Source organism: Rhizobium leguminosarum, assembly GCF_004123835.1.
Taxonomy (GTDB): domain Bacteria; phylum Pseudomonadota; class Alphaproteobacteria; order Rhizobiales; family Rhizobiaceae; genus Rhizobium; species Rhizobium leguminosarum_M.
This window is the reverse complement of record NZ_MZMU01000009.1, coordinates 39,085-60,671: the sequence shown is the minus strand read 5'-3', so window position 1 is coordinate 60,671 and position 21,587 is coordinate 39,085. Positions and strand designations below refer to the sequence as shown.

Here is a 21,587-nt window from a genome sequence, read left to right as displayed (position 1 = left end):
GACCACGGTCTTTGAAATTGGAAGGATAAATGCCTTGCGTTGGAGTATAGTCTTAGGTGCGCAGGTCGGACCACATGGCTGTCGAATATTTCAACAACCCAGGCGTGGATAAATTATTTCAGTAATCTCGCCGGTAGGCTGCATTAACTCGCGTAGGCTGTGCGGTTCATCCTATGGTTTTAGAAAATTTGACCAAATGTTTGATTCCATTGAAATCAATTTTTAAAGGGTTGGGCTTAGAATTCCCGCGCACAGGGAAAGTGTGGATGAAGCCAGATAGCCCGAACAGGGTCCCTATAGATGTGTATCTGTCGTTTGTGAGTTCCCTTTCCGGGAACCGCATGACGCTTCTTGTTGGCGTGATCGTGCATGTTGCGACGTGCCTTGCAGTGGCTGCCAAGACGCAGTCCTTCGTCTATATCCTGCTGTCGGCCGCCTTCCTCCTGGTCTTCTGCGTTCGCATGGCCATCTTCCGGCAGTTCGATCGTGTCGACAAGCAGAGCCTGTCGCGCGCCGGAATCGAGCGTTGGGAGCGGATTCTCGTTGCCAGTGGAGCCTGCACCACCGCGCTCCTCGGCCTCGCCAGCGGCTACGCCATCTTCGTCGTGCGCGATTCCTTTGCGGAGCTTGCCTGCATTTCCGTCACCATGGCGACCATGGTTTCCGTCGTCGGACGCAACTACGGCTCCCGCTTCGCAGTCGACCTCCAGACGTTCTTCTGCTGCCTGCCGATGATCGTCTGCAGCCTGCTGGCGATGGACTTCTATCGCGGCGTGCTGTCGATCTTCCTCATTCCTTTCTGGCTGACGACGCGGGCCATGGCGAACGGCGTGCGCGAGTTTCTCTATGAGAATGTCATTGCGCGCCGGGAAATCACCATCATCGCCGACCGTTTCGATACGGCGCTCAACAACATGCCGCACGGCCTCGTCATGGTCGATGCCGAAAACCGCATCCAGGTGGTCAATCGCAAGGCCTGCGAGCTTCTGAAGATCGGTGCCCCGGAGCGGCTGAAGGATCGCGATCTCGGCGCGGTGCTGCGCTACGGCGCGCGGTACAGCTTCATGGATGCCTCGCAGCCGGAGCTCATTCTGCGCCAGCTCACCCAGGTGGCAGAAGGTAACCTGTCGCGCACGCTCATTCATTTTCCCGAGAGCCTGTCGCTCGAATTCTCCGCCAGCCGCAGGGCCGACGGCGGCGCCGTGCTGATCTTCGAGGACGTGTCGAGCCGGGTGAAGGCGGAGCAGAAGATCCTGCACATGGTGCGCTTCGATGCGCTGACCGGCCTGCCCAACCGGCAATATTTTGGCCAGCTGGTGCAGGAGTATTTTGCCAAGTATCCGAAGAAGAACGGGCCGCTCGGCTTCATGGTGCTCGATATCGACGAGTTCAAACATGTCAACGACATGCGCGGCCATGTGACCGGCGACCATCTGCTCTGCGCTATCGCCGCCCGCATCAAGCAGGCTTCCGGCAATGCCATCCTCGGCCGGCTGATGGGCGATCAGTTCATCCTGTTCTTCCCGCGTGCGAAGGAGCAGGCCTCGCTCGACCGCGAAATCCGCCGCGTTCACGCTGCGATCCAAGGCCACTACGAGGTCGACGAAGTGACTTTTCTCGTTTCGCTCAGCGCCGGTTATGCGATTCTCGAAAGCGACGCGTTCGCGATGGACGAATGGAGCGTCAAGGCGGATCTTGCCCTGTTCGAAAGCAAGTCGCGCTTCAAGGGCGGCATTTCCGGCTTCGAGCGGGAGATGGACGGCCGCTATATCGAGCAGCAGAAGCTGAAGGCGGATCTGCGCGACGCGGTCTCGGCGCAGGCGCTGCATCTCGTCTTCCAGCCGATGTTCCGGGCCGACGGCTCGCGGATCGAATGTGCCGAGGCCTTGGCGCGCTGGGTGCATCCGGAGAGGGGCTCGATCCCGCCCGACGTCTTCATCCGGCTCGCCGAGGATATGGGCATCATCTCCGACATCACCCGCTTCGTGCTGTTCAAGGCCTGCAGCGAATGCATGACCTGGCCGGAGCATATCGCCGTCTCGGTCAACCTCTCGGCGCGGGATCTGCGCGATGCCGATATTCTCTCGGTGGTCGCCGAAGCGCTTGCCCATTCCGGCCTCGATGCGGCGCGGCTGCATCTCGAAGTCACCGAAAGCTGCCTGATCGACGAGCCGGCGGCGGTGCGCGCCATCCTGGCGGAGCTCAGGTCCCGCGGCATCACCATTGCCATCGACGACTTCGGCACCGGATTCTCCAGCCTCAGCTATCTCGACACGCTGCCGCTCGATATCGTCAAGATCGATCGCTCCTTCGTGCGCAACATCGTCGAGGATACCCGCCGCCTCAAGCTCTTGCGCGGTACGGTCCATCTCGCTCGGGAACTCGGCCTGAAGATCGTGATTGAGGGCGTAGAGACCGAGGAACAGCTGGCCCTGCTCAACAAACACCGCAGCGCCGATCTGGTACAGGGCTATGTTTTCTCGCAACCGGTGCCTTCCCAGAACATCAGGCTGCTGCAAGAGGGAATCGGCCGCCGCACCGTCCCGCGCCGTCGCAACAAGGTCGCCTGAGCCGCCTGCAAGTGACTGGTTATCCAGCCGAAAATCTTGCGCCCCGTTAACCTTAATAATTTAAATCCAACGCAAATTCTTAGATTTTCTTGCCTATGTGCCGCTGGCGTATGATTAATGATCCGTTAACGAGCGGATCGAGAGAATGTCAGACACACTTTTTACGCGTGGCGATTTCAGCAGGAAAATCCTGGAAATTCTGGATAATGTAGAGTATCGCCGCGTCGAAAGCGGCGAAGACATGGAGGAAGTGGAACGGCTGCGCTACAAGGCTTACAAGGCCCACGACGCGCTGTCGCTTGCCCCGGAAGGGCTATTGGACGATGTCGATTTCGACAGCCATGCCTATATCTTCGGTCTGTACTATTATGGCGAACTGGTCAGTACGATCCGAATTCACTATGTGACGCCGGAGCATCGTATCAGCCGGTCCGGAGAGGCCTTTCCCGAGGCGATGGATGAGCTTTTGGACGCCGGGCTGACCTTGATCGACCCGGCGCGTTTCGCGGTCGATCCGGAGTTCATCGCCGACATGCCATGGGTTCCCTATCTGACGCTGAGACCCGCCATCGTTGCGGCAGCGTATTTCCGGGCGGATCGCGTTATTCAGTCCGTCCGGCCCCCGCATGCCGCCTTCTACAAGCGGGTCTTCTATGCCGATACCATCGTGCCCGGCCGGCTGGCGGAGAGTTACGGGGTTGACGTGACGCTGATGGCGACGAACGTGATCGAGGTCGGGCGCAAGCTGTTGACGCGCTATCCCTTCTTCATCTCCAGCGCCAGCGAGCAGCGCATGATGTTTTCTCGCAATCCCAACGACACGCTGCCGCCGCTCACCATCATTCCGACGGCGCGTTTCGTACCGCAAGGCGAACTCGGCACCGACCTGCCGCTGTAATCAACCCTTGTTCCCGACGGAGAGATGATCTTCGCCGGGGCAGATGAGGGGCGACGGACGCAGGCGATATCAGCCGTTCTTCAGGTCTGTTCGGGCCTCTGGCATCGCGGTTGCCACGCGCGCCTGCGGCGTTCTCATGCATTGCACTTTCGCCTGTCATTGTGTAATCCCTGCAGGAAGGGATTTCCCTCGCTCAGGCTGGGGAATCAAGCAGCGCAGAGGCATTTCAGGGAGACGATATTTATGGCCGAACATCATACCGGACCGGTCGAGACCGGCGCGCCAATGGATTACAAGGAACATGAAAAGACCTACGACATGTTCATCGCCAGCGCGAAATACGGCTCGATGCTTCTCATCGTCCTACTGCTTGCAATGACCGCCGGTTTCTTCGGCGGCGCCGGCCTTCTCGGCGGTCTCTTCGTCTTCATCATTCTACTCGCTGCCGGCATCTTCCTGCTCCGCTGATCGCGTAGATTTAGAGGGTCAGAGCGCTCTTTGGCGTCCGAAAGGACGCACGGCGCTCTGAGGGGAGGAGAGCTTCTCCGAAGCTTTTTGCATGAGGTGCTTGGCCCGCGCAGGGTAGCCTGCGGCGGTCTGGCTGACCCGGAGGAGGGGGCAGTTGGGCAATATCGTTTTCGTTGCAAGGGAAAACACGGGTGAGGAGACGCGCGTCGCCGCCTCCGCCGAGACCGTGAAGAAGATGAAGAGTTTCGGCTTCGACGTCGTCGTCGAAGCCGGTGCCGGTGCGGCTTCGCGCATTCCGGACGGGGAGTTCGAGGCAGCCGGTGCCAGGATCGGCAGTTTTGCGGATGCAGCCTCCGCCGACGTGGTGCTGAAGGTGCGCCGTCCCAGCGGATCGGAAATCTCCGGCTATAAAAGCGGCGCCGTGATCATCGCCATCATGGACCCTTACGGCAATGACGAAGCGATCGCGGCACTGGCAAGTGCCGGGCTCTCGGCTTTCGCGATGGAACTGATGCCGCGCATTACCCGCGCTCAGTCCATGGACGTGCTGTCGTCCCAGGCCAATCTCGCCGGTTACCAGGCCGTCATCGAGGCGGCGGCGGTCTATGACCGCGCCATGCCGATGATGATGACGGCGGCCGGCACCGTGCCGGCTGCCAAGGTCTTCGTCATGGGCGCCGGCGTCGCCGGTCTTCAGGCGATCGCGACCGCGCGCCGTCTCGGCGCGGCGGTCTCGGCCACCGACGTTCGCCCCGCCGCCAAGGAGCAGGTCGCCTCGCTCGGCGCCAAGTTCATCGCCGTCGAGGACGAGGAGTTCAAGGCGGCGGAAACGGCCGGCGGCTATGCCAAGGAAATGTCCGCCGACTATCAGGCGAAACAGGCGGATCTGGTTGCCGAACACATCGCCAAGCAGGATATCGTCATCACCACCGCGCTGATCCCCGGTCGTGCGGCGCCGCGCCTCGTTTCGCGCGCCATGCTCGCTTCGATGAAATCAGGTGCGGTCGCCGTCGACCTTGCGGTCGAGCGCGGCGGCAATATCGAGGGCGTCGTTCCCGGCGAGGTTGCCGATGTCGAAGGCGTCAGGGTGATCGGTTTCGCCAACGTGCCGGGCCGAGTTGCGGCCAGCGCTTCGGCGCTCTACGCCAAGAACCTCGTCACCTTCCTCGAGACCATGGTCAACAAGGAAACCCGGAGCGTCGTCGTCAATCTCGACGACGAACTCGTCAAGGCGACGATGCTGACCTATGCCGGCGATGTGGTTCATCCCGCCTTCGGCGGCGCGAAGAAGGGAGACATCTGATGGCCAGTGAAGCAATGGACAGAGCGCTGGAGCAGCTCGACCAGGCGGTGACCGCCGTCATCACGGCAGCGGCCCAGGCACCGGAAGCGGCAAGTGCTGCGACCGGCGGGGCGATCGATCCCTTCGTCTTCCAGCTTGCCATCTTCGTATTGTCGATCTTCGTCGGCTATTACGTCGTGTGGTCGGTGACGCCGGCGCTGCATACGCCGCTGATGGCCGTCACCAACGCGATCTCCTCCGTCATCGTCGTCGGCGCGCTTCTGGCGGTCGGCATCTCGACCAGCGGGCTTGCGACTGGCTTCGGCTTCGTCGCCCTCGTGCTCGTCTCGGTGAACATCTTCGGCGGTTTCCTGGTCACGCAGCGGATGCTTTCGATGTACCGCAAGAAGGACCGGTGAGGGACTGATGACCAATATCGCAGCCTTCCTCTACCTCGTTTCCGGCGTGCTTTTCATCCTGGCGCTGCGCGGCCTGTCGCATCCGGCCACCAGCCGCAAGGGCAATCTCTACGGCATGATCGGCATGGGGATAGCGATCCTGACGACGCTGGTGCTTGCGACGCCGAGTTTCGGCGGCTTCGTGCTGATCGTCCTTGGCCTTGCCATCGGCGGCAGCGTTGGCGCCTATGTCGCCCGCACGATCCCCATGACCTCGATGCCGCAGCTCGTCGCCGGTTTCCATTCGCTGGTCGGCCTTGCCGCCGTGCTGGTCGCGGCTTCCGCACTCTACACGCCTGCTTCCTTCGGCATCGGCGAGATCGGCCACATCCACACCGAGGCGCGCGTCGAGATGGCGCTCGGCGTGGCGATCGGAGCGCTGACCTTCACCGGCTCGATCATCGCCTTCCTGAAACTCGACGGACGCATGTCCGGCAAGCCGATCCTGCTGCCCTACCGGCATGTGATCAATGCGAGCCTGCTGGTGCTGATCGTGCTCTTCATCATCGGCCTTGCCGCCACCGAAAGCCATTTCGACTTCTGGGCCGTCGTCGCGCTGTCGCTGGCGCTCGGTGTTCTGCTGATCGTGCCGATCGGCGGGGCCGATATGCCCGTTGTCGTCTCGATGCTGAACTCCTATTCAGGCTGGGCTGCGGCCGGCATCGGCTTCACGCTCGGCAATCTGGCGCTGATCATCACCGGCGCGCTCGTCGGCTCTTCCGGCGCGATCCTCTCCTACATCATGTGCAAGGGTATGAACCGTTCCTTCGTCTCCGTCATCCTCGGCGGTTTCGGCGGCGAGACGGCGTCCGGCGGACCTGACACGTCAGACAGGACGGTCAAGCTCGGCTCGGCCGAGGATGCGGCTTATCTGATGGTGAACGCATCGAAGGTCATCATCGTGCCGGGATACGGCATGGCGGTCGCCCAAGCCCAGCATGCGCTGCGCGAACTCGCCGATAAACTCAAGAAGAACGGCGTCGAGGTGAAATATGCGATCCACCCGGTCGCGGGCCGCATGCCCGGCCACATGAATGTGTTGCTCGCCGAAGCGAATGTCCCCTATGACGAAGTCTTCGAGCTTGAGGACATCAATTCGGAATTCGCCCAGGCCGATGTCGCCTATGTCATCGGCGCCAATGACGTCACCAATCCGGCGGCGCGTGACGACAAAACCTCGCCGATTTATGGCATGCCAATCCTTGACGTCGACCGGGCAAAGACTTGCCTCTTCGTCAAGCGCTCGCTCGGCTCGGGTTATGCCGGCATCGACAATACGCTGTTCTACAAGGACGGCACGATGATGCTGCTCGGTGACGCGAAGAAGATGACCGAGGATATCAACAAGGCGCTCGCGCATTGATCGACGCCAGTACAGCCGCCCTTCGAGCGGCTGTTTGATTCATAGACTGGATCGCCCTGCCTGAACGGTCGGCAATCGCTGTCTGCGCTTCGTCAAGTCTCGCCCGGTACGAGTGTCATCTTCTCGACGCCGATTGCCAGGTTCAAACCTTCCTGAGCCTGGACGTTCAACGGCTGCAGCATGAAGGCCTTGTCGGTGCCACCGGCGATGACCTTGGCGCCGGCGCCTGCACCGATGCTCGCATCGGCGCCGATCCCGTAATATTCGCCGGCAAGGGCGAATTGCGGGATATCCGTGCCGGTCTTTGCCAGCACCTGCCAGATCATGACGCTTTTGCCGGTCTGGCCGATATCGAGGCCGAATTTCTCGATTTTGCCGGCATAGACCGCCTTGGCGCCGCCGGCCGCCGACGTATAGGTGCAGATAAGGTTCTTCTGCGAGGTGACGATCAGACCCTGGCCGCCATCCGATCCACAAACCAGACGGCCAAGCGTGACATAGTTTTCCGCGCCCGCCGGGCTCGCCCAGGCAGCGGCTGTCAGTGCCGCGGCTGCGATCATCGTTTGCTTGAACATGGTCTTTCTCCTTTGGAACGACCTGTCCGAAACGGGTGGAGGTAGCGATTGTTCCGGGGCGCAGATTCAAAGTGATAGAGCGTCCTTAGCGCGTCTGAAGAGACGCGCGGCGCTCTATTCCCGCTCCAGCGTGGCGCGCTGCGCCGTCAGCACCCATAACAGGCCTTCGGGCCGGAAATCGATCTCAACCGTGCCGCGGAAGGCGGAGGCGGCATGAGCCTTGATAACGGTCGTGCCGAAGCCCGAGCGCGACGGCTCGGTGACCGGCGGGCCGCCGCGCTCTTCCCAGGTGAAGCGGAGCAGGGCATCCGGCTTGTCTTCCTCGCTGACATCGCGCCATTCGAAGCGGACACGGCCTTGCGGTACGGAGAGCGCACCGTATTTCACCGAATTGGTGGCGAGTTCGTGCAAGGCGAGGCCGAGATTCTGCACTGCATCCGGCTTCAGCACGAAGTCTTCGCCGCTGATGTCGATCTGCTCGCGCGATTGCGGGAAGGCGTGCAAATGGATGTCGACGACCCGCCGCAGCGATACGCCTCCCCATTGTTCGCTGGTCAGCAGCTCGATCGAACGCACCAACCCTTCGAGGCGGTCGGCGACGGCGGCGCGGAAGGTCTCGACGCTGTCGGATTGCTTGGCGAGCTGGCGCATCATTGCCTGGGCAAGCGTCAGAAGATTCTTGGTGCGGTGGACTAGCTCGTGCATAACGAAACGCAGCCGGTCCTCGGTCTCGCTACGGTCGAAAGAGGCATTCGAAAGGGCAATTGCCACCTGGTTGGCTTCGATGACGCTGGTCTCGACCGGCGAGACGATATGGCCTTCGCCCATGCGGTTCGCCATGTCGGCGATATCGCGGATGGTGGTGCGCACCTGTCGTGCGACGGCATAGGCACCCAGCACGGCGACGAGCACAAGGGCCACGCCGCCGATGATGAGGAAACGCCAGGTGCTGAGGATCGAAGCCTGGGCGATCGGTCCCCAGATCACCGTCTTCCACGACCAGCCGGGAATCCGGGCATAACCGAGCAGCATGTGCGGCAGGATCGCCTCGTCCTGGAAGACGCCGCGGGAAGCAGTGAAGGCCGGCAGGATGCGCGGATCGAAGGGCGTGCCGGGTTCGAGATTGGCGGGGCCGGTCGCGGCGACGACGTGGCCGCTCTGATCGATGACGGCGGCCGACCAGCCGGGGGCAAGGCCCTCGGTGGTCACGAGCTTGCGCAGATCAGTGGCATTCTGGGTAATGATGAGGGCTGCGACCGGATCGTTCTTCCGCGGCAGGGTGACGTTATAGACCCATTCGCCGCTGGTTCGGCCGCGAAAGACGTCGGAGGCCTCGATGCGACCGGACGCCATGACCGCCTCGAGGGCGGGGATGTTCGCGGTCTTGCCAAGCGGCGTGCCGAACGCCCGGCGGGTGTTGAGCAGCTGCTGGCCGGTGCGGTCGACGGCGATGACGAACAGCGTATTGTCTCTGAGGGCCGTTTCGGTGCGTTCGTGGAAGGAGGCGAGATTGCCGTTTTCCAGCTCCGGCGAACTCGAAAGCAGCCGCAGCGTCGTTGCCATATCCTGAAGCTGGCGGTCGATGATGCGCGAAAGGGCGAGCGCATCCTGGGCCGTCTCGCGCCGCAGCGTCGAACGCTGGTTGTCTTCCAGCTGCAGCAGAAGCAGTGTCACAAAAGCGAAGATCGGCAGCGCGATCGCCACCGCCATGGCGACGAGATAGGTGCCGATCGAGGCTTTGGGAAAGAACAGCGCGACAATCTTCATCTGTTGCGCCACAGAGTGTTACAGGGTCTTTTGCCCGTCTGAAAAGACGCGCGGCGCTGTAATGCGCGTGGCCCGCAACGGTTTTCGTTTGCGGCCAGGAAAGCAAAGATCCGCATCTCTCGCAAACCGCCCTCAACTCGTTTTTAGAATGCCCGATAGCAGGCTATCGAAGCAGCGCCATGTTAGGGGGAGCAAGAGCAGGTTGCAACATACTATGACAGGTCGTCGAGAGCGGCGGATCTTTTGCGGCGTCTCGTTTTGAGGCCTTGCGGCCGCTTTTGCGGCAGGATCGCTCCTGCCGCCCGACCATTTCGTTAGCCGGCTGGGGCGACGCCGACGCGAGCAAGGCCGTCACGAGCCGGCTGGTACTTCGGATCGAGGCCGATCGCGTGGCGATAGGAGCGGGCAGCCTTCGCCTTGTCGCCGCGGCGTTCGTAGACGAGCGCCTGGTTGGCCCAGGATTCGGCGATGTTGCCGTTAAGCTCGATCGCATGATTGAAATCGGCAAAGGCGTTGTCGTCGTCGTTCAGCGCGATATAGGAAATGCCGCGGCCATTATAGGGCTCGGCCGAATTCGGCGCGAGCGAGATCGCTTTCGAGAAGTCGTCGATCGCCTTATCCTGCTGATTGCGCTTCTGATAGATCAGACCACGATTGTGATAGGCGCGGCCATCGGTGGTGCCGAGCTGGATCGCCTTGTCGAAATCGTTGAAGGCCTGGTCGTCCTGGCCGGCCATGCGATAGACATTGCCGCGGCCGATATAGGCGACGTCGTAGCTCGGATTGATCTGCAGGGCGGCATTGTAATCGGCAATCGCCTGGGCTTGCTGGCCCATATTGCGATAGACGAGAGCGCGGTTGGCGTAAGCCTGGAAAAACCGCGGATTGATCTGCAATGCCGTGTTGAAATCGTTCAGCGCCGGGCGGAACTGGCCGGCGCGGCCATAGGCGGAACCACGGACGTTGTAACCTTCGGGATCCCTCGGATTGGCGTTGATGACCGCCGTCAGCGAGGCGATATTCTCTTCCGAACCCTGCGCCTTGTCGATGCGGATCACGGCATCCGTGGTATTGGTCGTCTCGCAGCCGGCGAGGCCGAACATTGCCGCCAGCGCCAAAGCGGGCAGGAATGCCATTTTCTGCAAGCGCAAAGCGCGGGACGGATTAAAGGTGTTGACAGCCATTCGGGCTCGCTTTCCCCATGCGGCATATCCGGTGCGCGGATATGCGATCTTCAGCGGCAAACTAAAAAAGCGGCGGCGAACCCATCGCCCCCGCCACAATGCATCTGAAAACGTCGAAAAAACGACGGCAACGCTCAGCGTGCGACCACACCTTCGCGCTGGGCGCGCTTACGGGCCAGCTTGCGAACACGGCGAACAGCCTCGGCCTTTTCGCGAGCACGCTTCTGCGACGGCTTCTCGTAGTAGTCGCGCATCTTCATTTCGCGGAAAATGCCTTCGCGCTGCATCTTCTTCTTGAGAGCGCGGAGAGCCTGATCAACATTGTTATCGCGGACAAGTACCTGCACGAGAATCACGTTCCTTTGGTTGGTTGATGCCGGAGGCGGCGCAGCGGCCAGAGGCAAAACAATAACGTTCGCGCGGCCGCAGCCTTGCGATTGGTGATGCGGGATAGCAGATTGGGTACGGGAAGTCCAGATGGATATGGAAGGCGGGCGGAAAAATCACGCTTCGCCTGAACCGGTCATGATCCGGCCGGGTTCAGGCGCGGCTTCATCCAGCGCGGCGATTCCCTCCTTGAGAGTCGTCCTGACGGCGGATTCGGAAATCACGGCGACCTTCATCCTTTTCTCGAAAAGCATTCGATTTTCGATCGTTACAAGAGCATTTCGCCGCACGCCGGGCAAGGTCGAAGCCTTGTCATCCAGGCAAAAGCCCGGCCAAAACTGGAGGCGTGGCCTGATTGAAGACGGTTGCCTGCCGTCCGGCCGGAAGCGAAAAGCGGGAGGCTGAAAAGACAGCGTCCCTGATGCATCTGCGAATGGCGTTTGGACCGAAAGCGGCGTAGCCTGTCTGCCGGCAGGTGCGGGCCGTTCTGTCGGCCGTCGGGGGGACAGCCGGTGAGATCATGACGCGCGTGCAGCAAATCGGTGTCGTTATCGGCCTGGCGATCGTGGCTGTGCTGACGATCCTCCGGGCAGGCGATCCTGGGATTTTCAAGCTGATCCGCGGCGTGACTTTCGACGAGTATCAGCGGCTGGTTCCCAGGACCTTCGAGCCGATGCCGGTCCGCGTGATCGACATCGACGAGACGTCGCTGCGCGAATTCGGCCAGTGGCCGTGGCCGCGGGACCGCATGGCTCTGCTGGTGGACCGGCTTTCGGAGATGGGTGCCTCGGCTATCGCCTTCGATGTTCTCTTCGCCGAGCCGGACCGGCTGTCGCCGCGCAATGTTGTGCGCGACGTTGCCGGTGTGGATCCTTCCCTCGCCGAGCAGCTGCCCGACAATGACGAGGTATTCGCCCGTTCGATTGCCGGAAAGCCCGTCGTGCTCGGCTTCGGTCTTTCCAACGAGGGCAACTACCGGCCGCCCGCCAAGGCGGGCTTTGCCTTCACCGGCGAAAGCCCTGTCTCGGCTCCGCCCCATCTCGGCGCCTCGACGCCGCTCAGACCGCAATTGGAGGCCAATGCGGCGGGGCTCGGCCATATCAGCCTCAATCCCGGCAATCCCTCGCCGGTGGTGCGGGCGGTGCCGCTGTTCCTGGCAGACGGCGAGCAGCTCTATCCGAATCTCGCGATCGAAGCTCTTCGCGTGGCGCAGGGAGTATCGACCTATGTGCTATCGGGAGCGCCCGATCGCGCCGGAATCATGACATCGGCAAAGATCGGGGATTTCGTCGTGCCGCTGACGGCGGCGGGCGAACTCTGGCTCTATGTCAGCCCCGACCGGGCCGAGCGATACATATCCGCCCGTCAGGTGCTCGCAGCCGGAGGGGCCTCTCCCGAGGTCGCGGCCGCCATCGACGGCAGCATCGTCTTCGTCGGCACATCCGCGGCCGGGCTGCAGGACATCCGCGTCACCGCGCTCGGCGAGAACGTTCCCGGCGTTTCGCTGCATGCGCAGGCCGTCGAGCAGATCCTCTCCGGCCATTTCCTGTCGCGGCCCGACTGGGCCGACGGGCTGGAAATCCTGCTGATCGCGGTGCTCGGCTGCCTGCTCGTCGTGGTGACGACCTTCGTCAGCCCTGCCGTCGCTCTGATCTGTGGCTTGCTGATCACGGCCATGGCGCTGGTGGCGTCCTGGCTCTCGTTTCTTTATGCAGGGCTTCTCTTCGATCCACTGGCTCCGATCGTCAGCGGATCGATCATCCATTTTGCCGCGACCTCGTTCCGGATCCTGGTGATCGACCGGGAGCGGCGCGCGGTGCGGCGCGCCTTCGGGCATTATCTTTCTCCATCGCTGCTCCACCGCATCGAGCATACCCCAGATGCTTTGCGCCTTGGCGGCGACGACCGCGAGCTGACGGTGATGTTCGTCGACGTCAGGAACTTCACCGAGATCAGCGAGCGGCTGGCGCCGACGGATGTCGTCGCGTTCCTGAACACATTGCTCGACGCGCTGAGCCGCCATGTGGTGGCCAATGAAGGCACGCTCGACAAGTTCATCGGCGATTCGATCATGGCGTTCTGGAATGCGCCCGTCGATGTGGCCGATCATGGAACCAAGGCCGTTCGTGCAGCCCTTGCCATGCGCGAAACGCTGGCCGAATTGAATGCCGGCGACGCCTTCGGCTTCGGGCCCGGGCAACAGGTCGGGATCGGCATCGGCATCCATACCGGCCTTGCCTGTGTCGGCAATATGGGCGCCAAGACGCGCTTCAACTATTCGGCGGTTGGTGATGCCGTCAACACCGCGGCGCGGCTGGAATCATGCTGCAAAGAAGTCGGTTTCGATATTCTGATATCCGACAGCACGGCAAGGTTGGTGCGGGGAATGGCGCTGATCGAGGCCGGCGCCATTCCGCTCAAGGGCAAGAGCAACCGCACACAGATCCTCGCCGTCGTCGGCGACGAACGCGTTGCAGCATCTGCCGAGTTTGCAGCACTTATTGTCGTTCACCAGCAACTGATGCAGGCCCTGCTTTCGCATTCGAAGAATACCCGCAAGCTTATCGGCACGGCAAAACTGAGGGCGGGGCAGGTGATCGACGGTTTGGCGGAATTCTATCAGCGGATCTCCGGCAGGACCGATCATTTTCGGAAGGTGCCTGACGGGTTCGAGAAGAGCGCGGCCGACTGAAGGCATCAGCGGTTACGATTGAAACCCCGGCCCTTGTCGTGGTTCCGATCCCTGTCGTGATCCCGATCACGATCCTTATCGTGATTACGATCGCGATCTTTGCCGCGATCACGATCTCCATCATGGTCGCGGTCGTGTCCTCGATGGTCCCGGTCATTCCCGTGATTCTGGCCGTGATTTCCCGGCCTGTCGTGACCGTCATGCCGGCCATGGCCGTCCGGCTTGTCATGCCCATCATGCTTGTCGGGCCTATCCGGCCTGTCGTGATGCGGCTTATCGTGATGCGGCCTATCATGATGCGGTTTGTCGTGATGCGGCTTGTCGGGCTTGTTCGGCCGCTCCTTTTGTGGCTCGGCCTGTTTCTGCGGCGGATCTTGTTTCTGCAGATCGGGCGAAGCCGGAGGCGGCGGCCGGTTCCTGTCCTTTCTTTCCGGCGCGGCTGACGCCATATTGCAGCCGCCGAGCATGCCGATGCCGCCGGCAAGTCGCTGATTGCCGGTGAGGAAGGGCAGGGCGCGCTGATTTCCGAGCGTCTCGAGGATGCTGGGGTCGACCCGGCCTGCCGCGGACATATCGCCATTCGGCTTGGCCACCACGCAATCGCAGCGCTGCTGCAACTGGCGGCAGCCGCCCGGGCCGCAGAAACGGGCAGCACCATTCAGCAGGACGATGGCCGTTGTGCCATCCGGGCCGACGTAGAAATCGAAAGCGGTGCCGCGCACGCCGATCGTGCCGGCGGGCGTCAGGATCTGGTAGGCCGAGGAGTTGGAACTGCCGCTGACCCAGCGGAATGTGCCCTTTGCCGCCCTGATCGTCAGTTTCTTGACCGATTGGGAATCGTCGAAGACATATTTGTCGATCACGACCGACGAACCCCAGCCGACCGCGAGCTTCGTGCCGTCACGAAACAGGAATTGGCCAAGCCCCGATTGCGATGTCTTGATGCGCTCGTTGCGATGAACGCGGGTGTCGACCTCGATCGGCCCGCTCTGTCCGGTCACCTGCGTCTTGATGACGACAGCCTGGCCGACCGGCTCGGCGGCGAGCGCCGGCGATGCGCCGCTTAACGCGATGCAAAGCATCGCGACTGATACTGCGCGCCAACCCCACATGATACACGTACCCCCGGGAACATGCGATCGTTAACATTTTAGCAATTGCTTGTCTTCTCACCCTCTTGGGTTAGGTCGCCGGCCGACGGTTAAGCGGATATGCCGCGGCTTGCGTCTTCCGCTTGAAGCGGCATTCTCTTCGGCGTGTCGAAACCAAAGCTCTCGCGCGTCGCAAAAGAACCGTTGTGCCGCATTTGGATTTGCGATTTGTATGGGCGCGGAGAACAGGCCCTTTCCCGAAGGAGAAGAAGGCGGATGCGGAAATATTCGGTTTTTGCCGTGGCACGGGAGGCCCTTCGCGGCCACAAGGGCTGGGAGAAGCAGTGGACTTCGCCTGAGCCGCGCGCCGAATATGACGTCATCATCATCGGCGCCGGTGGCCACGGGCTGGGTGCTGCCTATTATCTCGCCAAGGAGCACGGCATCACCAATGTGGCGGTGATCGAGAAGGGCTGGCTCGGCGGCGGCAATACCGGGCGCAACACCACCATCATCCGCTCGAACTATCTCTATGAAGAGAGCATGCACATCTACGAGCATTCGATGAAGCTCTGGGAGGGGCTTTCCCAGGAGCTCAACTATAATGTGATGTATTCGCCGCGCGGCGTGATGATGCTCTCGCACAATATTCACGACCAGCAGTCCTTCAAACGGCATATCCATGCCAACCGGCTCTACGGCATCGACAATGAATGGCTGACGCCGGAGCAGGCGAAGGCCTATTGTCCGCCGCTCGATATCTCGGCCAGCGCGCGCTACCCGATCAACGGGGCAGCACTGCAGCGGCGCGGCGGCACGGCGCGGCACGACGCGGTTGCCTGGGGTTATGCGCGGGCGGCCTCAGACCGCGGGGTGCACATCATCCAGAATTGCGAAGTGACCGGCATCCGGCGCGGTCCGGACGGACAGGTGACCGGGGTCGAGACCTCGCGCGGCTTCATCGGCGCCAGAAAGATCGCCGTCTCGGCGGCCGGCCATACGACAACAATCATGCAGATGGCTGATGTACGTGTGCCGCTGCAATCGAGCCCTCTGCAGGCGCTGGTCTCCGAGCCGCTGAAGCCGATCTTTCCCTGCGTCGTCATGTCGAACACGGTGCATGCCTATATCTCTCAGTCCGACAAGGGAGAGCTCGTCATCGGTGCCGGCACCGACCAGTATAATTCCTATTCCCAGACCGGTGGGCTGCAGATCATCACGCACACGCTCGACGCTATCTGCGAGCTCTTCCCGATGTTCCGGCGCGTCAAGATGATGCGGCAATGGGGCGGCATCGTCGACAATACACCGGATCGTTCGGCGATCCAGTCGAAGACGCCGGTTCCCGGGCTTTACGTCAATTGCGGCTGGGGCACCGGCGGCTTCAAGGCGACCCCGGGCTCGGCCAATCTCTTCGCGCATCTGATTGCCCGCGACGAGCCGCACAAATTCAATGCCGGGCTGACGCTGGAGCGCTTCCGCAGCGGCCGGCTGATCGACGAGGCGGCGGCAGCGGCGGTGGCGCACTGATGTGGACGGCGGCTCTCCTGACGATCGGGATCAGCGGCGCGGCAATGCCGGCCGGTGACGTCTTTCCCGGCGTCGGAGATTTCCGCCTGCAGAAGATCAACAGGGCCGCCGGCGAAAGCGAATGGCCCTTCGTTGCCGAGAGCGGCACGCTGCTTTGCGCGATGATCCTGCGCCAACCAGCCGTCTATTTCGTGCCCGAGGTCGGCGGAACGCCGGGACGTGCCTTCGTGATCGACAACGATATCGCCATGATGGCTTTTGCGAATATCGGCATGACCGGTGTGCTGGAGCCCTATGACAATTTCGAACAGCTTCTCAAGCGCCTCATTCCCTATGTGACGATGGGAAAGCGTCTCTGCAATCAACCTCCCGGAACCAATGTTTCCGGATCGGAACTCTAAGACGGGTAACACATGCTGCTGATCTATTGCCCCTACTGTCAGGAAGAGCGCTCCGAGCTCGAATTCCGTGGCGCGGGTGACGCGCATATCGCGCGGTCCGCCGATATCGCCTCGATTTCGGACGAGGAGTTCGAGTCTTATTTCTTTATCCGCGACAATCCGAAGGGGCTGATCTTCGAACGCTGGCGGCATATTCACGGCTGCGGGCGCTTCTTCAACGCGGCGCGCGATACGGTGACCGACAAGTTCATCGTGACCTACAAGGCGGGTGAACCAAAGCCTGAGATCGGTGCGGCGGCCGCGCAGCATGGGCCTGTCGAGACATATGAAGCCGTGGAAGGAGAGGCGCAATGAGCGGCGCGAACCGTATCGCCGGCAAGGGGCGCCTGACACCGGCCAGGACCGCGCGCTTCAGCTTCGACGGCAAGAGCTATACGGCGCTCGAAGGCGATACCGTGGCCTCGGCGCTGATCGCCAACGGCGTGCATCTTCTGGGACGTTCGTTCAAATATCACCGGGCCCGCGGCATTCTGTCGGCAGGGGCCGAGGAGCCGAACGCGCTGATCGATGTTTCCCGCGATACGGCGCGCAAGCAGCCCAACGTGCGCGCCACCGTGCAGGAAGTCTTCGACGGCATGATCGTCAGCTCGCAGAACCGCTGGCCCTCGCTTGCCTTCGACATCGGCGCGGTCAACAATCTGATGTCGCCGTTCTTCGCCGCCGGTTTCTACTACAAGACCTTCATGTGGCCGCGCGCCGCCTGGAAACACGTCTACGAACCGCTCATCCGTCGCGCTGCCGGCCTCGGCGTTGCGCCGACGGAGGAGGATCCTGACCATTATGCCAGCCGCTATGCCCATTGCGACGTGCTGGTGGTCGGCGCCGGTGTTGCCGGGCTCTCGGCGGCGCTGGCTGCGGCCGAGACCGGCGCGCGGGTGATCCTTTGCGACGAGCAGGCGGAAGCGGGCGGCGCATTGCGCTACGATGCCAGCGTGACGATCGACGGACAGGACGGCAATAGTTGGGCACAGAAGGCCGTGGCGCGGCTGAAGGCGATGGACAATGTCGAAGTGCTCACCCGCACGACCGCCTTCGGCTACTACAACCACAATTTCGTCGGTCTTGCCGAGCGCGTCACCGATCATATCGCCAAGCCTTCCCGCGATCTGCCGCGCGAGCGGCTTTGGCAGGTCCGGGCCAAGCGGGTCATCCTTGCCACCGGCGCGATCGAGCGGCACATGGTCTTTCCGAACAACGACCGGCCGGGCATCATGCTCGCCTCGGCGGGGCGGATGTATCTCAATCATTACGGCGTCGCGGTCGGGACCAAGGTCGGCATCTATACGGCGCACGACTCCGCCTATGAGGCGGCCTTCGATCTGAAACGATCCGGTGTTTCGATCGCCGCCATCGTCGATAGCAGGCAGACGCCGGGAGCGGCTGTGCTGGCAGAGGCGCGGGCGCTCGGCATCGATGTTCTGGCCGGCCAATCGGTCGTCAATACGTCGGGACGGCTGCGCATCTCATCCATGACGGTGGCGCGCAACGGCGGCGGTTCGCCACGTAAGATCGCGATCGATGCGCTGCTGGTTTCGGCCGGCTGGACGCCGTCGGTCCATCTATTCTCGCAGTCGCGCGGCAAAGTGGCCTTCGATGCCGAAAGCCAGCGTTTCCTGCCCGGCTCCTATGCGCAGGACTGCCTCTCGGTCGGCGCCTGCAACGGCACCGACGACCTGCAGCGGACGATCGAGGAATCGCTTGCCGCCGGCGAGCTGATGGCGCAGGCCACCGGCAGAAGCAGCGGCGAGAAGATCGCAGTTTCGGCTGAGCAGGCTTATGACTGGACGGGCGGCATGATCGGCGCTGCCGAAGGCGCTGGGCCGAAGACCAGCGCCAAGGCCTTCATCGATTTCCAGCATGACGTCTGCGCCAAGGATATCCGCCTCGCCGTGCGCGAGGGCATGCATTCGATCGAGCATATCAAGCGCTTTACGACCAACGGCATGGCCTCGGACCAGGGCAAGCTCTCCAACATGCATGGCCTGGCGATTGCCGCCGAAATGCTCGGCAAGGAAATCCCGCAGGTCGGGCTCACCACCTTCCGTGCGCCCTATACGCCGGTCACCTATGGTACGCTGATCGGCCATTCACGCGGAGAGCTGTTCGATCCGACGCGCAAGACGCCGCTGCACGGCTGGGAAGAAGCCCATGGCGCGGTCTTCGAGGATGTCGGCAACTGGAAGCGTGCCTGGTTCTATCCACAGGCCGGCGAAACCATGCACCAGGCGGTCGCTCGCGAATGCCGGACGGCACGCGAGGCGGCTGGTATCTTCGACGCCTCGACGCTCGGCAAGATCGAGGTGGTGGGGCCGGATGCGGCGGAATTTCTCAACCTCATCTACACCAATGCCTGGGATACGCTGAAACCCGGCAAGGCCCGCTACGGCATCATGACCCGCGAGGACGGCTTCGTTTATGACGACGGCGTTGTCGGGCGCCTGGCGAACGACCGTTTCCATGTGACGACGACGACCGGCGGCGCGCCGCGCGTTCTCCATCACATGGAAGATTACCTGCAGACGGAATTCCCGCATCTGAAGGTATGGCTGACCTCGGTAACCGAACAATGGGCTGTCATCGCCGTGCAGGGGCCGAAGGCGCGCGAGATCGTCGCGCCGCTGGTCGAAGGGCTCGATCTTTCGAACGAGGCCTTCCCGCATATGAGCGTTGCCGAGTGCACGGTCTGCGGCGTGCCGGCGCGGCTCTTCCGCGTCTCCTTCACCGGCGAAACCGGCTTCGAAATCAACGTGCCGGCCGATTACGGCCAGTCGGTGCTCGAAGCGGTCTGGGCCAATGCCGAACCGCTCGGCGCCTGCGTCTACGGCACGGAGACGATGCACGTTCTGCGCGCCGAGAAGGGTTACATCATCGTCGGGCAGGATACGGATGGGACAGTGACCCCCGATGACGCCGGACTTTCCTGGGCGGTTTCGAAGAAAAAGACGGATTTCGTCGGCATTCGCGGGCTGAAGCGGCCGGATCTCGTCAAGGATGGGCGCAAACAGCTCGTCGGCCTGGTCCCCAAAGACCCGAAGCTGGTGCTCGAAGAAGGCGCGCAGATCGTCGCGAGCCCGAACGAGCCGAAGCCGATGACCATGCTCGGGCACGTCACATCGGCCTATTGGTCGGAAAATTGCGGCAGGTCGATCGCCTTCGCGCTGGTCGCCGGCGGCCGGGCGCGGATGGGCGAGACGCTCTATGTGCCGATGCCGGACCGGACGATCGCCGTCGAAGTGACGGATCTGGTATTCTTTGACAAGGAAGGGGGCCGCATTCATGGCTGATGTCGCAATTCGCAAACCGGCGCTTGCCGGACGTCTCGGCGGCTCCGCAGCGGTGCGGCTGACGACCACACCCACTGCCAGCCGGGTGGCGCTACGCGCGCCGGCGGAATCGCTCGCGGCACTTTCCTCTGCTCTGGGCCTGACGGTGCCGGATGCCCCGAAGACATCCGGCCGGGCCGGCGCCCGATCAGCGCTCTGGATTGGGCCGGACGAGTGGCTGGTGATCGACGAGGCCGGCGCCGATCTGATGGCAGCACTTTCCGGCGCCGGCACGCTGCATTCGGCGACCGACGTTTCCCACCGCAATCTCGCGATCATCGTCTCGGGACCGGGTGCGGAGGCGACGCTTTCGGCCGGCTGCCCGCAGGATCTGTCGCTTTCTTCCTTTCCGGTCGGCGCCGCATCGCGCACGGTCTTCGGCAAAGCGGAAATCGTGCTTTTCCGTACGGAAGAAGACACGTTCCGGGTGGAGTGCTGGCGGTCGTTTTCGGATTATGTCTTCGGGCTGCTGAACGAGGCGGCTCATGACGCGGGGCACTGAATCTAAGCAAATCGCGGGCGTGCGCTCATTCAAGAGGTAAGCGAATGCTGCACCATGCCTCCCTCGGCGTTTCCGACATCGAGCGGTCGGCGGCATTTTACGATGCTGCCCTTGCCGCGCTCGGTTATATCAGGGTCTGGGACGATATCAGGCCGGGGCAAACAGGGCAGGCAATCGGCTACGGCCTTCCCGGCGGCGGGGACAAACTGGCGATCAAGCATCGCCCGGACGGTCAGCGTGCGCCCGGCCCGGGTTTTCATCTGGCGTTTGCCGCGCCGAGCCGCCAGGCAGTCGATCAGTTTTATGTGGCGGCAATCGCGCAAGGCGGCAGTGACAATGGCCGTCCCGGCCTGCGGCCTCATTACGGTGAGCACTATTACGCGGCGTTTGTCATGGATCCCGACGGACACGCTCTCGAAGCCGTCTTCAATTCGGCCGAGTAACAAAAGCAGTTTTGCTCAGACGTCCTCGGGACGGTCCTTTGGGTCGAATTGGATGATGGTGATCCATTTTGCCGTCAGCGCCGGCTTCTTCTCGTTTTCGATCTCGATCGTGACGTCATAGGTGGTCATCAGCATGCCGGCGCCACGGAAGCGGGCTTCGGAGAGCAGAAAGCGGCCGCGGACGCGGGCGCCGCTTTTCACCGGCGTCATGAAGCGGACGCGATCGAAGCCGTAATTGATGCCCAGTGTCTGCTCGCGCACTTTCGGCAGGCAATTGTAGTTCATCGTCGACAGCAGAGACAGGGTCAGGAAGCCGTGGGCAATGGTGCCGCCGAAGGGGCTCTCGGCCGCCGCGCGCTCAGGATCGACGTGGATGAACTGATGGTCGTCGGTCGCCGACGCGAAGGCGTCGATCATCGTCTGGTCGACGGTGACCCAATCCGAAAGGCCCGTTTCCATGCCGATCAATCCCCGCACGTCGGAGAGTGAAATTTCCGTGACCATGAATTCCTCGTGAAATAAGCCGCCGCGGCAAAGCCTTATCGTGCATTTGTGACGATTGCGACAAGGATTTGCGCGAGGAAGGGGAGGCG

At 62.2% G+C, this 21,587-nt stretch carries 19 protein-coding genes; 13 read left to right on the top strand and 6 right to left on the bottom strand.

Features of this window, described 5'->3' with window-relative positions; translation table 11 throughout:
* Positions 1 to 266 precede the first annotated feature (266 nt).
* From B5P46_RS12895 to B5P46_RS12865, 6 genes are all read left to right on the top strand, one after another.
* A complete protein-coding gene (locus B5P46_RS12895) occupies positions 267 to 2,570 on the top strand; it encodes a putative bifunctional diguanylate cyclase/phosphodiesterase (protein WP_129418988.1) in 2,304 nt (767 codons plus the stop codon).
* Positions 2,571 to 2,715: 145 nt separating this feature from the next.
* Positions 2,716 to 3,468, top strand: coding sequence for an N-acyl amino acid synthase FeeM domain-containing protein (locus B5P46_RS12890; protein ID WP_129418987.1), 753 nt, complete (start codon positions 2,716 to 2,718; stop codon positions 3,466 to 3,468).
* A 243-nt stretch (positions 3,469 to 3,711) separates the two neighbouring features.
* Positions 3,712 to 3,936 (top strand): aa3-type cytochrome c oxidase subunit IV, encoded by a 225-nt coding sequence (locus B5P46_RS12880; protein WP_003542954.1) that lies wholly within the window; start codon positions 3,712 to 3,714, stop codon positions 3,934 to 3,936.
* Positions 3,937 to 4,090: 154 nt separating this feature from the next.
* The gene (locus B5P46_RS12875) at positions 4,091 to 5,239 is read left to right on the top strand and encodes a Re/Si-specific NAD(P)(+) transhydrogenase subunit alpha (protein ID WP_129418985.1); all 1,149 of its coding nucleotides are present in this window, start codon (positions 4,091 to 4,093) and stop codon (positions 5,237 to 5,239) included.
* Positions 5,239 to 5,637: a proton-translocating transhydrogenase family protein gene (locus B5P46_RS12870; RefSeq protein WP_003542949.1), complete on the top strand. Its 399-nt coding sequence runs from the start codon at positions 5,239 to 5,241 to the stop codon at positions 5,635 to 5,637. Before B5P46_RS12875 ends, B5P46_RS12870 begins: the two co-directional genes overlap by 1 nt.
* A gap of 7 nt (positions 5,638 to 5,644) precedes the next feature.
* Entirely contained in the window at positions 5,645 to 7,039 is a 1,395-nt protein-coding gene (locus B5P46_RS12865; protein WP_129418984.1) for an NAD(P)(+) transhydrogenase (Re/Si-specific) subunit beta, read from the top strand.
* A gap of 92 nt (positions 7,040 to 7,131) precedes the next feature.
* Here B5P46_RS12865 and B5P46_RS12860 read toward each other — a convergent pair whose 3' ends face one another.
* The 4 genes from B5P46_RS12860 to rpsU form a co-directional block, all read right to left on the bottom strand.
* Positions 7,132 to 7,614 (bottom strand): DUF992 domain-containing protein, encoded by a 483-nt coding sequence (locus B5P46_RS12860; RefSeq protein ID WP_129418983.1) that lies wholly within the window; start codon positions 7,612 to 7,614, stop codon positions 7,132 to 7,134.
* Positions 7,615 to 7,728: 114 nt separating this feature from the next.
* On the bottom strand, positions 7,729 to 9,381 hold the full coding sequence (locus tag B5P46_RS12855; RefSeq protein WP_129418982.1) for a sensor histidine kinase: 1,653 nt from the start codon (positions 9,379 to 9,381) through the stop codon (positions 7,729 to 7,731).
* A gap of 314 nt (positions 9,382 to 9,695) precedes the next feature.
* A complete protein-coding gene (locus tag B5P46_RS12850; protein ID WP_129418981.1) occupies positions 9,696 to 10,565 on the bottom strand; it encodes a tetratricopeptide repeat protein in 870 nt (289 codons plus the stop codon).
* 134 nt (positions 10,566 to 10,699) lie between these two features.
* Positions 10,700 to 10,912, bottom strand: a complete 213-nt coding sequence (gene rpsU, locus B5P46_RS12845; protein WP_018072771.1) for a 30S ribosomal protein S21 — start codon at positions 10,910 to 10,912, stop codon at positions 10,700 to 10,702.
* A gap of 560 nt (positions 10,913 to 11,472) precedes the next feature.
* Here rpsU and B5P46_RS12840 point away from each other — a divergent pair.
* Positions 11,473 to 13,644 carry a CHASE2 domain-containing protein gene (locus B5P46_RS12840; protein ID WP_129418980.1) on the top strand — a complete coding sequence of 724 codons (2,172 nt, stop codon included), beginning with the start codon at positions 11,473 to 11,475 and terminating at the stop codon, positions 13,642 to 13,644.
* Between the two features lie 5 nt (positions 13,645 to 13,649).
* Here B5P46_RS12840 and B5P46_RS12835 read toward each other — a convergent pair whose 3' ends face one another.
* On the bottom strand, positions 13,650 to 14,756 hold the full coding sequence (locus tag B5P46_RS12835; protein ID WP_129418979.1) for a FecR family protein: 1,107 nt from the start codon (positions 14,754 to 14,756) through the stop codon (positions 13,650 to 13,652).
* 255 nt (positions 14,757 to 15,011) lie between these two features.
* Here B5P46_RS12835 and B5P46_RS12830 point away from each other — a divergent pair, with 255 nt between their 5' ends.
* Genes B5P46_RS12830 through B5P46_RS12805 form a run of 6 tightly spaced genes read left to right on the top strand, consistent with a single transcriptional unit; the run spans position 15,012 to position 20,994 of the window.
* The gene (locus B5P46_RS12830; protein ID WP_129418978.1) at positions 15,012 to 16,265 is read left to right on the top strand and encodes a sarcosine oxidase subunit beta family protein; all 1,254 of its coding nucleotides are present in this window, start codon (positions 15,012 to 15,014) and stop codon (positions 16,263 to 16,265) included.
* The gene (locus B5P46_RS12825) at positions 16,265 to 16,666 is read left to right on the top strand and encodes a hypothetical protein (protein ID WP_129418977.1); all 402 of its coding nucleotides are present in this window, start codon (positions 16,265 to 16,267) and stop codon (positions 16,664 to 16,666) included. The genes B5P46_RS12830 and B5P46_RS12825 overlap by 1 nt, the downstream gene beginning before the upstream one ends.
* Before the next feature lie 12 nt (positions 16,667 to 16,678).
* Positions 16,679 to 17,020, top strand: a complete 342-nt coding sequence (locus B5P46_RS12820; RefSeq protein ID WP_129418976.1) for a sarcosine oxidase subunit delta — start codon at positions 16,679 to 16,681, stop codon at positions 17,018 to 17,020.
* The gene (locus tag B5P46_RS12815; RefSeq protein ID WP_129418975.1) at positions 17,017 to 20,010 is read left to right on the top strand and encodes a sarcosine oxidase subunit alpha; all 2,994 of its coding nucleotides are present in this window, start codon (positions 17,017 to 17,019) and stop codon (positions 20,008 to 20,010) included. The genes B5P46_RS12820 and B5P46_RS12815 overlap by 4 nt, the downstream gene beginning before the upstream one ends.
* On the top strand, positions 20,003 to 20,551 hold the full coding sequence (locus B5P46_RS12810) for a sarcosine oxidase subunit gamma (RefSeq protein WP_129418974.1): 549 nt from the start codon (positions 20,003 to 20,005) through the stop codon (positions 20,549 to 20,551). Before B5P46_RS12815 ends, B5P46_RS12810 begins: the two co-directional genes overlap by 8 nt.
* Before the next feature lie 44 nt (positions 20,552 to 20,595).
* Positions 20,596 to 20,994, top strand: a complete 399-nt coding sequence (locus B5P46_RS12805; RefSeq protein WP_129418973.1) for a VOC family protein — start codon at positions 20,596 to 20,598, stop codon at positions 20,992 to 20,994.
* 15 nt (positions 20,995 to 21,009) lie between these two features.
* Here B5P46_RS12805 and B5P46_RS12800 read toward each other — a convergent pair whose 3' ends face one another.
* Positions 21,010 to 21,498, bottom strand: a complete 489-nt coding sequence (locus tag B5P46_RS12800) for a MaoC family dehydratase (RefSeq protein ID WP_027667785.1) — start codon at positions 21,496 to 21,498, stop codon at positions 21,010 to 21,012.
* Positions 21,499 to 21,587 lie beyond the last annotated feature (89 nt).

Coding starts and splice junctions, on each gene's coding strand:
- B5P46_RS12895 (WP_129418988.1), top strand. CDS start 267: ATGAAGCCAGATAGCCCGAACAGGGTCCCTATAGATGTGTATCTGTCG.
- B5P46_RS12890 (WP_129418987.1), top strand. CDS start 2,716: ATGTCAGACACACTTTTTACGCGTGGCGATTTCAGCAGGAAAATCCTG.
- B5P46_RS12880 (WP_003542954.1), top strand. CDS start 3,712: ATGGCCGAACATCATACCGGACCGGTCGAGACCGGCGCGCCAATGGAT.
- B5P46_RS12870 (WP_003542949.1), top strand. CDS start 5,239: ATGGCCAGTGAAGCAATGGACAGAGCGCTGGAGCAGCTCGACCAGGCG.
- B5P46_RS12865 (WP_129418984.1), top strand. CDS start 5,645: ATGACCAATATCGCAGCCTTCCTCTACCTCGTTTCCGGCGTGCTTTTC.
- B5P46_RS12860 (WP_129418983.1), bottom strand. CDS start 7,614: ATGTTCAAGCAAACGATGATCGCAGCCGCGGCACTGACAGCCGCTGCC.
- B5P46_RS12855 (WP_129418982.1), bottom strand. CDS start 9,381: ATGAAGATTGTCGCGCTGTTCTTTCCCAAAGCCTCGATCGGCACCTAT.
- B5P46_RS12850 (WP_129418981.1), bottom strand. CDS start 10,565: ATGGCTGTCAACACCTTTAATCCGTCCCGCGCTTTGCGCTTGCAGAAA.
- B5P46_RS12840 (WP_129418980.1), top strand. CDS start 11,473: ATGACGCGCGTGCAGCAAATCGGTGTCGTTATCGGCCTGGCGATCGTG.
- B5P46_RS12835 (WP_129418979.1), bottom strand. CDS start 14,756: ATGTGGGGTTGGCGCGCAGTATCAGTCGCGATGCTTTGCATCGCGTTA.
- B5P46_RS12830 (WP_129418978.1), top strand. CDS start 15,012: ATGCGGAAATATTCGGTTTTTGCCGTGGCACGGGAGGCCCTTCGCGGC.
- B5P46_RS12825 (WP_129418977.1), top strand. CDS start 16,265: ATGTGGACGGCGGCTCTCCTGACGATCGGGATCAGCGGCGCGGCAATG.
- B5P46_RS12820 (WP_129418976.1), top strand. CDS start 16,679: ATGCTGCTGATCTATTGCCCCTACTGTCAGGAAGAGCGCTCCGAGCTC.
- B5P46_RS12815 (WP_129418975.1), top strand. CDS start 17,017: ATGAGCGGCGCGAACCGTATCGCCGGCAAGGGGCGCCTGACACCGGCC.
- B5P46_RS12810 (WP_129418974.1), top strand. CDS start 20,003: ATGGCTGATGTCGCAATTCGCAAACCGGCGCTTGCCGGACGTCTCGGC.
- B5P46_RS12805 (WP_129418973.1), top strand. CDS start 20,596: ATGCTGCACCATGCCTCCCTCGGCGTTTCCGACATCGAGCGGTCGGCG.
- B5P46_RS12800 (WP_027667785.1), bottom strand. CDS start 21,498: ATGGTCACGGAAATTTCACTCTCCGACGTGCGGGGATTGATCGGCATG.